The sequence below is a fragment of the Clostridium nigeriense genome, from assembly GCF_050585265.1.
Taxonomy (GTDB): domain Bacteria; phylum Bacillota; class Clostridia; order Clostridiales; family Clostridiaceae; genus Clostridium; species Clostridium nigeriense_B.
In genome coordinates this window covers 299,004-315,228 of record NZ_JBNOOE010000001.1, presented here as the reverse complement: position 1 = coordinate 315,228, position 16,225 = coordinate 299,004, and the positions used below count along the sequence as shown (strand labels likewise).

General features: G+C 30.6%; 9 protein-coding genes and 1 pseudogene. 8 read left to right on the top strand and 2 right to left on the bottom strand.

Annotation, left to right across the window (positions count from 1 at the left end):
* Positions 1-110 precede the first annotated feature (110 nt).
* The 4 genes from ACQPVP_RS01090 to ACQPVP_RS01075 all read left to right on the top strand — a co-directional run bounded on the left by ACQPVP_RS01090 (position 111) and on the right by ACQPVP_RS01075 (position 10,479).
* The gene (locus tag ACQPVP_RS01090) at positions 111-1,277 is read left to right on the top strand and encodes an iron-containing alcohol dehydrogenase (protein ID WP_430846413.1); all 1,167 of its coding nucleotides are present in this window, start codon (positions 111-113) and stop codon (positions 1,275-1,277) included.
* 307 nt (positions 1,278-1,584) lie between these two features.
* Positions 1,585-2,157 carry a TetR/AcrR family transcriptional regulator gene (locus ACQPVP_RS01085; protein WP_430846411.1) on the top strand — a complete coding sequence of 191 codons (573 nt, stop codon included), beginning with the start codon at positions 1,585-1,587 and terminating at the stop codon, positions 2,155-2,157.
* A gap of 151 nt (positions 2,158-2,308) precedes the next feature.
* Entirely contained in the window at positions 2,309-4,084 is a 1,776-nt protein-coding gene (locus ACQPVP_RS01080; protein WP_430846409.1) for an oleate hydratase, read from the top strand.
* Between the two features lie 302 nt (positions 4,085-4,386).
* The gene (locus ACQPVP_RS01075) at positions 4,387-10,479 is read left to right on the top strand and encodes a glycoside hydrolase domain-containing protein (RefSeq protein WP_430846407.1); all 6,093 of its coding nucleotides are present in this window, start codon (positions 4,387-4,389) and stop codon (positions 10,477-10,479) included.
* Positions 10,480-10,530: 51 nt separating this feature from the next.
* Here the strand turns inward: ACQPVP_RS01075 and ACQPVP_RS01070 are convergent.
* A pseudogene (locus ACQPVP_RS01070) lies at positions 10,531-10,632 on the bottom strand (IS30 family transposase); the annotation flags it as partial.
* 279 nt (positions 10,633-10,911) lie between these two features.
* Between ACQPVP_RS01070 and ACQPVP_RS01065 the strand changes: the two are divergent.
* The 4 genes from ACQPVP_RS01065 (at position 10,912) to ACQPVP_RS01050 (ending at position 15,302) form a co-directional block, all read left to right on the top strand.
* Positions 10,912-11,793 carry a LysR family transcriptional regulator gene (locus ACQPVP_RS01065; protein ID WP_430846405.1) on the top strand — a complete coding sequence of 294 codons (882 nt, stop codon included), beginning with the start codon at positions 10,912-10,914 and terminating at the stop codon, positions 11,791-11,793.
* Positions 11,794-11,874: 81 nt separating this feature from the next.
* Positions 11,875-12,819: an NAD(P)H-binding protein gene (locus ACQPVP_RS01060; protein ID WP_430846403.1), complete on the top strand. Its 945-nt coding sequence runs from the start codon at positions 11,875-11,877 to the stop codon at positions 12,817-12,819.
* 266 nt (positions 12,820-13,085) lie between these two features.
* On the top strand, positions 13,086-14,819 hold the full coding sequence (locus ACQPVP_RS01055; protein ID WP_430846401.1) for an ammonium transporter: 1,734 nt from the start codon (positions 13,086-13,088) through the stop codon (positions 14,817-14,819).
* A gap of 138 nt (positions 14,820-14,957) precedes the next feature.
* The gene (locus tag ACQPVP_RS01050; RefSeq protein ID WP_430846399.1) at positions 14,958-15,302 is read left to right on the top strand and encodes a YmaF family protein; all 345 of its coding nucleotides are present in this window, start codon (positions 14,958-14,960) and stop codon (positions 15,300-15,302) included.
* A 273-nt stretch (positions 15,303-15,575) separates the two neighbouring features.
* On the opposite strand, the gene ACQPVP_RS01045 is transcribed toward ACQPVP_RS01050, so the two are convergent.
* Positions 15,576-16,199 (bottom strand): hypothetical protein, encoded by a 624-nt coding sequence (locus tag ACQPVP_RS01045; protein WP_430846397.1) that lies wholly within the window; start codon positions 16,197-16,199, stop codon positions 15,576-15,578.
* Positions 16,200-16,225: the final 26 nt, after the last annotated feature.

The window sequence follows — 16,225 nt, the reverse complement described above, 5'->3', positions numbered from 1 at the left end:
AAAGTTAACTCTAAGATGTATGATAAATTTAAAGATATTAAAAAATAATAAAAGTAATAATAAAAGTAATAATAAAAGATTTGAATTTTTATAATATTAGGAGGTAGAACATGTTAGGAAATTTTGTTTATTCAAATCCAACTAAGCTTTATTTTGGAGATGATTCTTTGAAGTATCTAAATGAGGAACTTTCAAAGTATGGAAAGAATATTCAGCTTGTTTATGGAGGCGGATCTATAAAGAAAAATGGTATTTATGATGAAGTAGTAAAGATTTTAAAGGAGAATGGTAAAGAAATCTTTGAAGATGCAGGAGTAATGCCTAATCCTACAGTAGAAAAACTTTATGAAGGTTGTAAGATTGCAAAGGAAAATAATATAGATTTAATTCTTGCTGTAGGTGGAGGTTCTTGCTGTGATTATGCTAAAGCAGTATCTGTGTCTGCACATTGTGAGGAAGATCCATGGGAGAAGTATTATATTCGCATGGAAAATGTAGATAATAAGATTATCCCTGTTGGATGTATTTTAACTATGGTGGGAACTGGATCAGAAATGAATGGTGGTTCAGTAATTACAAATCATGAGAAAAAACTTAAAATTGGTAGAGTGTTTGATGATAATGTATTCCCGAAATTTTCAATTCTTAACCCTAAATATACATTCACTTTACCAAAGTATCAGATGGTAGCTGGATTTTATGATATTATGAATCATATTACAGAACAGTATTTCTCAAATACAGATGATTGTACATCTGATTATATTATGGAAGGATTAATGAAATCTCTTATTAACAGCTCTAAGATAGCAGTTATTAATCCTAGAGATTATGAAGCAAGAAGTAATATAATGTGGACTGCAACTTGGGCATTAAATACTCTTGTAGAGAAGGGAAAATCAACAGATTGGATGGTTCATATGATAGGTCAATCCATTGGAGCATATACAGATGCTACTCATGGTATGACGTTGTCTGCTGTTTCACTTCCATATTATCGCTATATAATGCCTTATGGACTTGAGAAATTTAAAAGATTTGCAATTAATGTATGGAATGTAAATCCATCAGGAAAATCTGATGAAGAAATTGCAAAAGAAGGTCTAATGAAAATGGAAAATTGGATGAAAGAGTTAGGTCTTGTAATGAATTTAAGAGAACTTGGTGTAACAGAAGATATGTTAGAAGGTATTGCAAAAGGATCATTTATTTTAAATGGTGGATATAAAGTTCTTAATCATGAAGAAATAGTAAATATATTAAAAGAAAGTATGTAATACTGATACATACAGCATTTTAAGCTGAATGACCAAAAGTATGGGCAAGTATTACGTATGGAAAAAGAAGTTTATAGCAAAGAAAATAGCAAATTATATGGCTTTATAAGTCTTAAACTTAATATATTATTATTCTTCAAAATGTTTATAAATTTTATTGTATAAGGGTAGCTTAAATGCTATCCTTATACTTTTTAGTAAATTATCACTATAGAAATGGATTGAGGCTGGAAGAGCTTCTTGGTATAATTAATTGTGTAAAATAAATAATATTTTTATGCAAAGATTATGAAAGAGGGTAATGCCGATGTCACAGATAACAAAACGAGCTTTGGTAGCTTCTTTAAAGAATTTACTTCTAAAAAAACCCTTAAATAAGATTACAATCAATGACATTACTGAAGATTGTGGTGTTAATCGAATGACATTTTATTATCATTTTCAGGATATTTATGAGTTAATTGATTGGGCATGTGAAGAAGATGCAAATAAAGTGTTAGAGGGTAAAAAGGCTTATGCAACATGGCAGGAAGGCTTTTATAATATTTTTATGGAAGTAAGTAATAATAAGCCATTTGTAATGAATGTATATCATTCTCTAAGTCGTGAAAATATTGAAAATTACTTATATAAGTTAACATATCAGTTACTTATAGATGTTGTAGAAGAAATGGCAAAAGATATACCAGTAAGAGAAAAGGATAAATGCTTTATAGCTAATTTTTATAAATATTCATTTGTTGGATTAGTTCTTAACTGGATTAAGAATGATATGAAAGAGGATCCAGAAGAAATTATTAAAGAGCTTACTATGCTAATGCAAGGAAATATTTTAAATGCCCTAGAGAATTATCGAACTGACAAAACTAAACAAAGTTAATAAAATGATTAAAAGTTCTACAAAAAAGCCTCCATGATAAAAATTTTATCATGGAGGCTTTTTTGCTGATGGTGAATAATTAAAGAAGATTATATAGTAAGGTTAATAAAAGAAATCTAGTAAATAGAAATATTGAATGGAGGAATTAGATATGTATTATTCAAGTGGAAATTATGAAGCTTTTGCAAGACCACAAAAACCAGAAGGAGTGGATCATAAATCAGCATATATTGTTGGAACTGGGCTTGGAGCATTAACTGCAGCATGCTATTTAGTACGTGATGGACAAATGAAAGGAGAACATATTCATATATTTGAAAAAGATCCTATTCCAGGTGGTGCTTGTGATGGATTTGAGTATCCAGGTCTTGGATATGTAATGCGTGGTGGAAGAGAAATGGACAATCATTTCGAAGTGATGTGGGATTTATTCCGTTCAATTCCATCAATTGAAAAAGAAGGAGTTAGCGTCTTAGATGAATATTATTGGTTAAATAAAAAAGATCCAAATTATTCTTTATGTCGTGCTACTATAAATCGTGGTGAAGATGCACATACAGATGGAAAATTTAATATATCAGATAAGGGTGCAATGGAAATTATGCATTTATTCTTCACACCAGATGAAGAGTTATATGACAAGAAGATAACAGACTTCTTTGATGCTGAAGTATTAGAATCAAACTTCTGGTTATATTGGAGAACTATGTTTGCATTTGAAAATTGGCATAGTGCTTTAGAAATGAAGTTATATATTAAACGTTACATCCATCATATAGGTGGTTTACCAGATTTTAAGGCACTTAGATTTACTAAATATAATCAGTATGAATCAATGATACTTCCTATGATTAAATATTTAGAAGGCTTCAATGTACAATTCCATTTCAACACAAAGGTTGTTAATGTAGAATTTGAAATTAAACCTGATAAAAAATTAGCTAAGAAAATAGAGCTTTTAGTTGATGGAAAAACAGAATATGTTGGACTTACTGAAAATGATCTTGTATTTATTACAAATGGTGGATGTGTAGAAAATTCTAGTCTTGGATCACAAAATGAACCGGCTATATTTAACCCTGAAATTAAGCCAGGTGGTGGCTGGGATATGTGGAGAAGAATTGCAGCACAAGATCCGTCCTTTGGTAATCCAGATAAGTTCTGTTATGATGCAGAAAAGTCTAATTGGATGAGTGCTACAGTCACAACACTAGATGAAAAAATTGTTCCATATATTAAGAAGATTTGTAAGAGAGACCCATTCTCTGGTAAAGTTGTAACAGGTGGAATTGTTACCGTAAAGGATTCTAACTGGTTATTAAGCTGGACATTTAATAGACAACCACAATTTAGAACACAACCAAATGATCAACTTGTGGGATGGATTTATGGTTTATTTAGTGATAAGCCAGGTAACTATGTAAAGAAGACTATGAGAGAATGTACTGGTAAGGAAATTTGCATGGAATGGTTATATCATCTTGGAGTTCCAGAATCAGAAATAGAAGAATTAGCTACTAATAGCGCAAATACAATTCCATGTATGATGCCATATATTACTACATTCTTTATGCCACGTGCAGCAGGAGATAGACCAAATGTAGTACCAGAAGGTTCAGTGAATTTTGCATTTCTTGGACAATTTGCAGAAACACCAAGAGATACTATATTTACAACTGAATATTCAATGAGAACTGGTATGGAAGCAGTATATACATTACTTAATGTTGATCGTGGTGTACCTGAAGTATGGGGAAGTACATTTGATGTTCGTGATTTACTAAATGCAACAGTTACACTTAGAGATGGAAAAGCTGCTACTGATATGAATATGAAGTTGGCTGAAAAGATTGCAATTAAAGAAGCCTTAAAGAAAATAGCAGGAACAGATATTGAAAAATTATTGAAGAAATATAATGTAATTTAATTTTTATTTCAATAATGAAGAAAAAACCTACAAATAAAAAATTTGTAGGTTTTTTGTTTAATATAGGAAAGAGATAAGTGAAGAAAATCTACGGATATAAATAATAGCATAAATGTTAAAAAATATAAAATATATGGTAAAAAATACAAAGATTATAAAGAGTGATTATGTAATAATAGTAAATGATTTCATTATTTCAAAATAATTTACTTAGTATAAAGTGATACAAAAATCTAGATTAAAAAAGGGGGGAATCAGTTAAAAATAATCTAAGATTAGTCATTTAAAGAAGGGAGAAATTTATGAAAAAAAGTTTTTTAAATGTTACAAGAGTTTTACTTATTACGTTTATTACTAGTATAATGCCAGTAAATATGCAGCAGGCATTTGCAACAGAAAATGAAGTAATTGTTGATGATACTATAACAACTGGAACACATTATTTTTCATACACTGAAGCAACTGACTCTACCGGGAAAAATGGATGGGCATCCGATAAGAAGGACGCTATTAAAGGGGATGAGTATGCCAAAACACAGCATTGGGTATGGAATAATGATTCTAATGAAGCGGCAAAGCATACCTATACCTTTACTTTTGAAGGGACAGGAGTTGAGTTATGGGGTGTAAAAAGTGATGATTATAATAACTTCCAATTAGATAATGGTGAAGTGGAGAAAATAAAAATTGAAGGTGAAGCATATACCCCAACAAAATTATATTCTAAGACAGGGTTACAAAATGGTAAGCATACAGTAAAGGTTACTTTAGCAGATGATGGAAAAGGATTACAAATAAGTTATGCCAAAGTAATAGGTGCATCAAAAAATAATTCTGATAACATAATAGAAAAAATATCACCTAATAAAGTAGATGGAACAATAAATAGTTTTAAATATAATAATCCGAATGGATTTTCATGGGTAACATCTGATAAAGAATCTTATATTGATTTAAAGGCTGATGGAACTAAGGCTGAAGAAGCTTATTACGAAATTCCTTTTTACGGAAATGGAGTTGAAATATTTGCGAATAAGAGTACTAACCATGGTATTGTAAAATTTACTATAGACGGTGAAAATGAGCAGGTGGTAGATCTTTATAATGCTAAAAGAACAGAAGCACAATCTGTATATAAAGTTAGTGGATTGGAGGAAGGAAACCATACATTAAAAGCTGTTATGCAAAATACTAAGAATGCAAGCAGTTCTACCTTTGTTAATCAAGTAGCATATGCACAAGTTTCTCATGCGCCTTATTTAATACAAGATATTGAATTAGCAGAAACTAGCTATGAAATGTTAGAAGGAGCAGTACAAAAAATTAATTATAAAGTTGCACCAGATTATGCATCAGCAAATGATGCAACATTTGCAAGTAATGATGAAAAGATTGCAAATGTTGATGAAAATGGTGTTATTACAGCTGTAAAAGAGGGTAATACAAAAATAACTGTTTCTAGTGAAAGTGCTAAAATCAGTAAGGAAATAGAAGTTACTGTAAAGAAAGCTATTCCAGGAATTGGAGGAAGCATTGTTGATGTAAATACTCAGTATACACAAGAGCGTTATGATGAGGTTAAGCAACTAGGAACTACATCTGCAACTCTTACAGCCTGGAAAAATGATAAGGCAATTAGTGAAATATCATTATATTCAAAAGAAAGTAAATTAGATAATGTAACAGTTTCTGCCAGTGACTTTAAAGCTGGTGATAAAGTTTTAAAATCAGAAAATGTAAAAACTACATTTATTAAGTCTGTAAAAGCGTATAATGGTTCATATTTAGGATATGGTGATAAGAATCGTGAAGTACCAAAAGAAACTGAAACAAATCGTAGTGAGTCTAATGATGTATTATATCAAACAACACCAATAGAAATTGGATTTAATAAACTACAAAATGTTTGGATTGAAATTAATGTACCAGCAGGAACAGAGCCAGGAACATATACTGGAAAATTGCAAGTAACTGCAGATGGAATTGATAAGCCATTAGAATTTACTTATACATTAAATGTACAAGATGCAGAACTTCCAGACGCAACAGAGTTTGCAAATGGATTTGATATTGAATTATGGCAATATCCATATAGTAGTGCTGAATACTATGACGTAGATCCATTTTCTGCAGAACATTTAGAAATATTGAAATCAAGTATGTTAAAATACAAGGAAGTTGGTGGAAGTGCAATTACAACATCTATTGTAGAAGATGCATGGAATGCCCAAACATATAGTAAAAATGATGTTCATTATCCATCCATGGTGAAATGGACTAAAAATGAAGATGGATACTTTGAATATGACTATACTGATTTTGATAAATGGGTAACATTCAATAAAGAGCTTGGTCTTGGAGATAAAATAGTATTATATAGTATTGCTCCATGGCATAACAGCTTTACTTATTGGGAAAATGGAGAGATAGTATATGAACAATTTAAGGTTGGAGATAGTAGATATACAGAGGTTTGGAAGAATTTCTTACAAAATTTAGTAAACCATTTAACTGATAAGGGGTGGTTTGAAGAATCCTATATTGGTATTGATGAAAGAGGATTTAGTAAAACGGCTTTCGATCTTGTTGACTCTGTAAAAAATATTCATGGAGAATCTTTAAAGACAGCAGGAGCAATGGATGGATTTGTTGATAAGCATGATTTAGCACTTAGAGTATCAGACTTAAATGTTGGAGATACAGCAGCTGCAGCACATCCAGAGGAGTTTGCAAAATTATTAGAAGAACGTCAGTCATTAGGATTACGTACAACCTTATATTCTTGTACAGAACATCAACCAGGAAACTTCTCATTAAGTGCACCAGTAGAAAGTTATTGGTCAATTATTAATGCTGGTAAGAGTGAAACAGCAGGATTCTTGAGATGGGCATATGATGCATGGGTAGAAGATCCATTACGTGATACAACTCATAATGCATTTGAGGCAGGAGATTGCTTCTTAATTTTCCCAGATGAAAAAAATACGGAAAATCCTACTAGCAAAAGTTCAGTTCGTTTAGAAATGATGGCAAAGGGTGTTCGTGATGCAAATAAGCTCCTAATTATGGAAAAAGAAGTTGCTTCTTTAGAAAGTGAAGTTGATGCTTTATATGATAATATAACAATTACTCCAGTTACAAGTCATTCATATTTAAGCGATGAAACTGTAAAGCAGTTATCACAACAAGTAGATAAGTTTACTGAAGGTATTAATGAATTGACAGAACGTTATATTGAATTAAAAGCAAATGGAACAAATGAAGTTGATTCTGTTAAAATTGATGGTAATGATAAGGAAATTATGTTAGGTAGCACAGTGCAATTAAATGCAGTTGTTAAGCCAGATAATCTATTAAATAATCGTGTAACTTGGACATCTTCTAATGAAAGTGTTGCATCTATTAATAGCCAAGGTGTAGTTACAGCAAATAAACTTGGTAGTGTAACTATTACTGCTACATCTGTTCAAGATGAAAGTAAAAAAGCAACTATTAAAGTTACAGTATCGCCAGTTACAATTGATAAATCAGTACAAGTTTCTTATTATTCTTTTGATAATGATAAAGAGGGAAAAGTAACTGATGAATGGGGTTCTAGAAATGGAAGTAATCAAGGAACTATTGAGTCAGGTAAGTCCAATAATGCATTAAAAGTAACTGAAGTTGGAAAGAGTGTAACTTTAGAGGGAGATTCTAAAGTTGGTGAAAATGATGCATGGAGTATTGCTTATTGGGTAAATACAGATGCTGAGTTTAATAAAGAAATTTCTGTTATTAGTGATAAAAATAAGGATTTTGCAGCATCATTAAAAATGGCAACAGATCGTCCAAGTGGATTCCGTGTAGGAAAGAATTCGGGAGATGTATTAACATTCCAACATGATTTCAGTTCTAACACTTGGTATCATATAGCATGGACACAAAGTAAAGAAGATGGATTAAGCATGTATGTTAATGGAAAATTAGTTCAAAATAATGCTTGGACCAAAAATCATACAGTAAAATTCCCAATGGATATTATAGGTAGTACAGGATTTACTGGATTAATTGATGAAGTTAAGGTTTATAGCAAGGTATTAAATGCTAGTGAAATAGCTTCTACAATGTTAGTTAAAGGATTAAATATTACAGAAAATTATAAGAGATTGTATATTGGTGAGACATATACAATTGAAACAAATCTACTTAGTGATAATAAGGATAAAATAATTACTTATACATCTAGCAATCCAAATATTGCAAGTGTAGATGAAAATGGTGTTGTAACTGCTAAAGAGCGTGGAATAGCTACTATAACAGTAGAAAATAAATCAGGTGGATATAAGGAAGAAGTAACTATTGAAGTAAGTAGGAAATTAACAATTTCAAATACACTAGAAACTTATGAATTACCAGAAAATAGGTTGAGTGATATTGAAAAAGCACCTGGCACAGATCGTCAATATCTTGGACAACCAGATATGGTACGTACTAGTACTGGTCGTTTAATTACTGCATATCCAAAAGGACATGGAAAAGGCCCTATCATCATGCAAATTAGTGATGATAATGGAGAGACATGGACAGAAAAAGAAAATACACCTAGTAGTTGGGCAGGTTCTCAAGAAACTCCTACATTATATGTTTTACCATTAGAAAATGGGAAAGAGCGTATTATGATGATTACAGCATGTCCTGGATGGGGAACAGATTCAAATGGAAATGAAACTGGATGGAATACTTCATATTCTGATGATAATGGAGAGACATGGACAGAATACAAGCATTGGTATACTAATCATAAGGATGGAACCCCTAATAAATCAATTGTAGGTATGGCATCTTTAGTGCAATTAAAAGATGAGGATGGAAATTACATTCAAAAGTGGATGGGAGTATATCACAACTATAGCTATGTAAACTACAAAACCTATTTAACATTTGATGAAAATGGAGAAGAACAATGGAGTGAACCAGAACCATATTTAAGTGAATATCGTAATATTGAAAGTACCTATCAAATGTGTGAAATTGGAATGTTCCGTTCACCAGATGGAAAGCGTATTATTGGACTAGCACGTAGCCAGTCTCATAATAATCCTGCAACTATGATTTATTCTGATGATGAAGGAAAAACATGGAGTAAACCAATGGATTTACCAGGATCTATTGCTGGAGAACGTCATAAAGCTGCATATGATCCAATTAGTGGACGTTTAGTAATATCATTCCGTGAAATTCAATATGATTTAAATGGAAATAACACTTTTGATGGTGGAAATGATTGGACTGCTGGAGAATGGGTTGTATGGGTAGGAACCTATGAAGATCTTATAGAACAAAGAGATGGACAATACCGTATAGAAGTGGCTAAAGATTATTCTAAGAGTGCTAAATCAGGAGATACTGGATATGCAGGGGTTGTTGTTTTAGAGGATGGAACATTTATTATGAACTCTTATGGGCATTGGGATGAAGAGTTTTCTAACAATTGGGCAAATGGAGTAACTACAGATTTAGCTTATATAAAACAAGCAAAATTCAAGCTAAGTGAAATTGATAATATGGCTGGTTTAATTGAACGTGGTGAACTGCAAGAGTTCATTGATAAGATAGAAGGACTTAACAAGGATGATTATACAGCTGATAGTTGGTCTGCATTAGAAATAGAATTTAATGAAGCAAAGGTTGTAAATGATAACGTAGAAAGCACACAAAATGAAATTGATAAAGCATTAGAGAATCTGACAAATGCATTTAATGGATTAAAAGAAAATAATCCAATAACTGTAGATAAGAGCAAACTAGAAGAATTGTATAATAAGGTAAAGGATACAGAAAATAATAATTATACAGAAAAGAGTTGGACTAACTTTATAAATGAATTAGAAAATGCTAAGACTATACTTGATAAAGAAGATTCAACTCAAGATCAAGTTGATAAATCAGTAGAAAGCTTAGAAAATGCATTTAATGAATTAAAAGAAAATGATCCAGTAATTGTAGATAAGAGCAAACTAGAAGAGTTGTATAATAAGATAAAAGATACAGAAAAGAATAATTATACAGAAGAAAGTTGGATGAACTTTACAAGTGCTTTAGAAAATGCTAAAAATTTACTTGCTAAAGAAGATTCAACTCAAGAAGAAATAAATGAAGCTAAAAATAGACTAAGCGAAGCTTTTGACAAATTAAAGGAAAATGATTCAAACTCTGGAGATAACGGATCTGAAAATAATGGATCTGGAAATACCGGATCTGGAAATGAAGGTTCCGGAGATACATCAACAGGGGATACATCTAATTTTAATGGCGTTAATACTGGTGACACTACAAATGTAACAATACTATGTGTAGCATTATTAATGAGTGGAGCAGTAATAGTTATATTTAGAAGGAAGAGAAAAGCTTGTTAATATTTAAAGTGTAAATTTTTAAAAAAGGACAGATATTCTATGGAGTATTTGTCCTTTTTCAAAGGATGAATACGAGTGTGTGAAATAGACCTTAGTGTCAGTAACTGTTTCAATATCACTAAGCCTAGCAAATTCTAATCCATTATCTGAGATTAGTGTTTTATAGTCCATAGTGATTATCCTTCCTTTAGTTCTGAAGTGCTTCTATTAATTTTGTGATGACTTGTAGCTTGCGACGGAATAAGCAAAATTATATAGAAGTACTTTTTTATTTAGTTAAATTTCATTTTACAACTAGCCGAAATTATCGTTATAATTTTTCAAAAAATTTATATGACAGCTCTCTTGATAAACATCGACACTTATTCATGTTTTTAGAATAGAAAATGATATAATAACAAAAAAAGAAGAGTTTATATGAAAGGAATTTATATGAAAATAGAAAAGATTAAAGCATTTATTGATTTATATAATTGTGGTAGTTATACTAAGACAGCAAAAATTAACTATATTTCTCAAACATCTATTACTCAATATATTAACTCATTAGAAGAAGAATTCAATATTCAATTATTTGATCGTAGTGTGACACCTGTAAAGCCTACTTCAGCTGGTGAATTGTTTTACAAAGAAGCTAAACTTATTTATGAACAATACTTAAAAATGCAAGAGGTTATGGCCTCTTTTAATAATAAGCAAAGTATTCCTTTAAAAATTGCTTATACATCAGTTGTAGAAGCACAGATGATTCTTCCTTATATCATGACGTTTAAGAAAAAATATCCTCATATTAATCTTATTTTTAAACAAGTTTTGATGAAAGATTTAGCCAATGCTTTACATGCGGGAGTATATGATATTGTGATTACAATTGATTCGGAATTTGATAAAGAAAATGATATTGAAACATATTCCTTGTATAGTGGTTATTACAATGCTATTGTGAGTAGTAATCATCCTTTATATGATAAAAGTGAAATTACCAATGAGCAATTGTATAAATATCCTTTAATTATGTTAGATAAAAATATTATTGGTAAATCCTATGATAAGATGATAGAGAAGAGTCAAAAAGATGGGTATTTTCCTATCATTCAAAAGACTGCCCATGATTTTGATTCTGAAATGATTCAGATTATTGTTGATGATTTAATTGGTTTTATTCCTGATAATTATAAATTAAATGATTTTTCTTTAGAGCTTAGAAAGATACCTATTAAGGATTCTACACATACTTTTCAAATAGAATTAGGTTATTTAAAAAGTAACCATAATGAATCTATTTCTTTATTATTAGATATTATTCGAAAATAGAATAACCTATTATTATTTAGAATGATTGAATGATACTAATATTAGTTATAATAGATTTATCAAAAAAAAAGGAGAGAAAATATGGGTAAATTATTATTAACTGGTGTTGATGGCAATCTAGGTAGTATTGCTGCTAAAAAATTATTAGAAATAGAAAGTAAAGATAACTTAATTTTTTGTGGATATAATCCTGAAGTTTTAAAAAAATATGCTGACATGGGTATTGAAACACATATTACAAATTTTAATAAAACAGAAGGGCTAAAAGAAGCATTTGCTAATGCTGACAGATTAGCATTAATTTCTATGCCATTCGTTGGTCCTAAAAGACAAAAGGCTCATCGTCAAGCTATAGATGCTGCTAAAGCTGCTGGAGTGAAACAAATTATTTATACTTCTTTAGTAAATGCTGCAGATGAAACCAATCCAAGTGTTGAAAAGAAAGATCATATTTATACAGAAAATTATATAAAAGATGCTGGATTAGATTATATTTTCTTAAGAAATTCTCAATATGCTGAAGCAATGATTACGAACTATTTTACATATGTTAAGGGTGATGGTGTATTAAAGAATTCTCAGGGTGATGGTAAAATGGCTTATATTTCTAGGGTTGATTGTGGTAAAGCAGTTGCTTATGCTTTACATAGAGGTAGTGAATATCATGAAGCCATTCTAAATATTAATGGTTTAGAATTAATGACTATTTCTAATTTTATTGAATATGGTAATGAAGCAACAGGAAATCATGTTTCTTATCAAGAAATTACTGATGAAGAAAACTATCAAGTTTGGGATGCAATGGGTGTACCTAGAACAACAGAGGGGAATTTTGATGAAGATTCTGAAGCACCATTCTCAAGTGATGGTATGGTTACATTTGCACAAGCTATTAGACTTGGAAAAATGGATACTTTTACAGATGATTTTAAAAAGTTAACTGGTGATGATCCTATTAGTGTCTCATATATGTTTGAACATGCTGATGATTTCCAAGTAGGAGAAAGACATTCAAAAGATGATTAAAAAGGTAATTTTAAAATAGTGTAAGAAAATTAAGTAGGGAAAATAAGTATATAGATATTATTTATGGATTAGTAAAAGAGTATAAGGTAAAAATACTGAAAATAAAAATAGTGAATTTAAAGAGAAAATAAAATGATAAAAATTTCCAAAATGAATATTGACATGCTTTTTTACTAGTGATATCATATTATCAATAACAAAAAGAGAGCAGAGACGTTCTTAGAAAGAATGTCTCTGCTCTCTTTTTATTTTAGGGGGTATTATATATGAATACTACAATGATTATTGACACTATGTGGGTATTTCTTGCAGCTATCTTAGTTTTTTTCATGAATCTTGGGTTTGCATCTGTTGAATCAGGTTTTGCAAGATCAAAGAATACAGTTAACATTCTATCAAAGAATTTTATCGTATTTGCTGTTTCATCCCTAGGATTTATGCTACTTGGATGGGGGTTCATGTTTGGTGGGGACAATCCTTTCATTGGAACTGAAAATCTTTTTATTTTAGCAAACTCTGATCTTTCTTTTTATAATGAAACATTAACATCCAATGTTCCTTTCTGGGGAAAATTTTTCTTTCAACTAGTTTTCTGTGGTACTGCAGCAACTATAGTTTCAGGTGCAGTTGCTGAGCGTGTAAAATATATTTCATTTATTATTTTCTCATTTGTGCTTACTCTTATTATATATCCAATAATAGGTCATTGGATATGGGGAGGTGGCTGGCTTTCAAATTTAGGATTTATGGATTTTGCAGGGGACACTGTTGTACATTCAGTTGGAGGTTGGGCAGCTCTTGCAGGTGCATTAATTCTTGGGCCTCGTATTGGGAAATATGGTAGTGACGGTAAGGTAAAAGCTATTCCGGGACACAATATGTCTCTAGCAGTTATAGGCTTATTTGTTCTTTGGCTTGGTTGGTTTGGTTTCAATCCTGGATCAACAATGAGTTTTCAAAATCCTGCTGATGTAATGCATATATTGATGACAACTAACACTGCTGCAATTGCAGCTGTATTAACATCCACTGCTACTGCTTGGTTCATAATAGGAAAACCTGACTTAGGAATGACTATAAATGGTTGTCTTGCAGGGCTAGTTGGAATTACAGGTAGTTGTGCTTATGTTAGTATTGGGGCTTCTTTATTAATAGGAGCTATTTCTGGTATCGTAGTTGTATTTGCAGTAATGTTCTTTGATAAAATAAAAGTTGATGATCCAGTTGGGGCAACAGCTGTGCATCTTTGCTGTGGTATTTTAGGGACAATCTTTATGGGATTATTTGCAAAAGAAGGAGTTACAAGTTTATCTACTATAAATGGTTTATTTTATGGTGGTGGATTTGAACTACTTGGTATTCAACTTGTAGGAATTATTGCTGTAGGTGCATTTGTATTCGCTTCATCGTTACTTGTTTGGTATTTAATAAAGATTACGCTTGGAGTTCGTGTATCCCCTGAAGAAGAAATTGCTGGTCTTGATATTGGGGAACATGGAAATATAGCTTATCCAGATTTTGTTTCAGTTACTACTGCAACAGAATATACAACTAGTATGGAAGAGTTAAAATCAAATAATACAGATAATTCTAATGTTTCGTCAGATATTTCAGTTCCTGTTGTGCATAAAGAACACCATGATGAAAAAATGACCAAGGTTACTATTATTACAAATCAAAGCAAATTTTCAGAATTACAAGAGGCACTTGAAAAGCTTGGCGTAACTGGACTTACAGTTACAAATGTTCTAGGTCATGGTATGCAAAAGGGAAATCCAACTTATTTCAGAGGTGTACCTATGGATACAAGGCTTCTTCCAAAGGTTAAGATTGATGTTGTAATATGTAAAATTCCAACTCAAACCATTATTGAAACTATTCAAAAGGTACTTTATACAGGAAAAATTGGAGATGGAAAAATATTTATTTATGATGTAGAAGATGTAATTAAGATTCGTACCAATGAACATGGATACGATGCATTACAGGATGAGGAATAGAAAAAAATAGAGAATACTATACCATAAAAATTCATTGCTTAATAACGATAATCTTTACGATTTTTTTATAGCGTAGTAACAAAATGGATATGTTTTAAATACTATATATTATGTAACAAAAGAGAAAGGGGTTAAGCCATGAAATATTGCGAATCAGAGCAAAAACACGTTCATGAATTTGTTGGAAGTGTAAAATTAGCTGAGCTTAATAGTAATGACGTTCATAATCATCGTTTTGCAGGTGTAACTGGAGAAGCTGTACCTTGTAAGGGAAGCCATGTTCACAGAATATTAACTAGAACAGACTTTTTCAATGATCATTTTCATATAATTGATGTATTGACTGGTCCAGCAATACCAGTAGGTAATGGAAGACATGTTCATTTTGTTTATGCCTGTACAAAGGAAAGAGATGGTCATAAGCATATGTTTAGGATTGCAACTTTAATTGAAAATCCTATAGGTGAAAATGATCACTGCTAGATTTATTATAAATTGGCAGTGCAGTAGAGATGAATTTAATTCTAATATATTATTCTAGTTAAGTCTAAATTATGAGGTAGTAAATATGTTTGTAAAAATATATTTACTATTTTTTTTGATTTACTTTTCTTTTATGTTATATAAATACTTATTAATTTAAAAGTTTATTATAGAATAAAAAATGGTTATATCTAAGTGGATTAAAAACACCTAGATATAACCAATCTAAATTTGAAAATACATAATTAAATATTATTTAAAATGATATTTGATTTATTTGCGATCTTTAGAAGGTTCGTCAACATACTTGCAGCATTTGTAGTAATATTCACAGCAATAGACCTTTTTCTTCTTCTTGTCATCCTTATCATTTTTATCTTTACAATAATCGTACTTGTCATCATCTTTCTTACAGCATTTATTATTATCTTTGTAGTCATTGTCTTTTTTACAGTAGTTATCTTTATCGTCATCTTTTTCTTCACATTTTTTACGCCAGTTGTAGTAATTTTCATAAGAATGTTCTTTCTTTTTATCATCATCATCTTTTTTACAGCATTTATCATGATCTTTGTCTTTATCTTCATGTTTTTTACAGTATTTTTCACAGTACATTTTTTCACATTTCTTATGCAATTCATTGTAATCCTCGCAATGACAATTTTTCTTTTTATCATCGTCTTTTTTACAATACTTATCTTTGTCTTTATCCTTGTCCTTATCATTGTCATCATGTTCTTTACAATATTTAGCATATTCTTTTTCTTCTTCTTTTTCATGTTTTTTACGCCAGTTGTAGTAATCCTCATAAGAGAATTCTCTTTTTTCATCTTCTTTATACCAATTGTTATACTTCATACTATATTCATCTCCACTAATTATAAAGTATTTGAGCATTACATTTCTGTATTGCACATATTCTA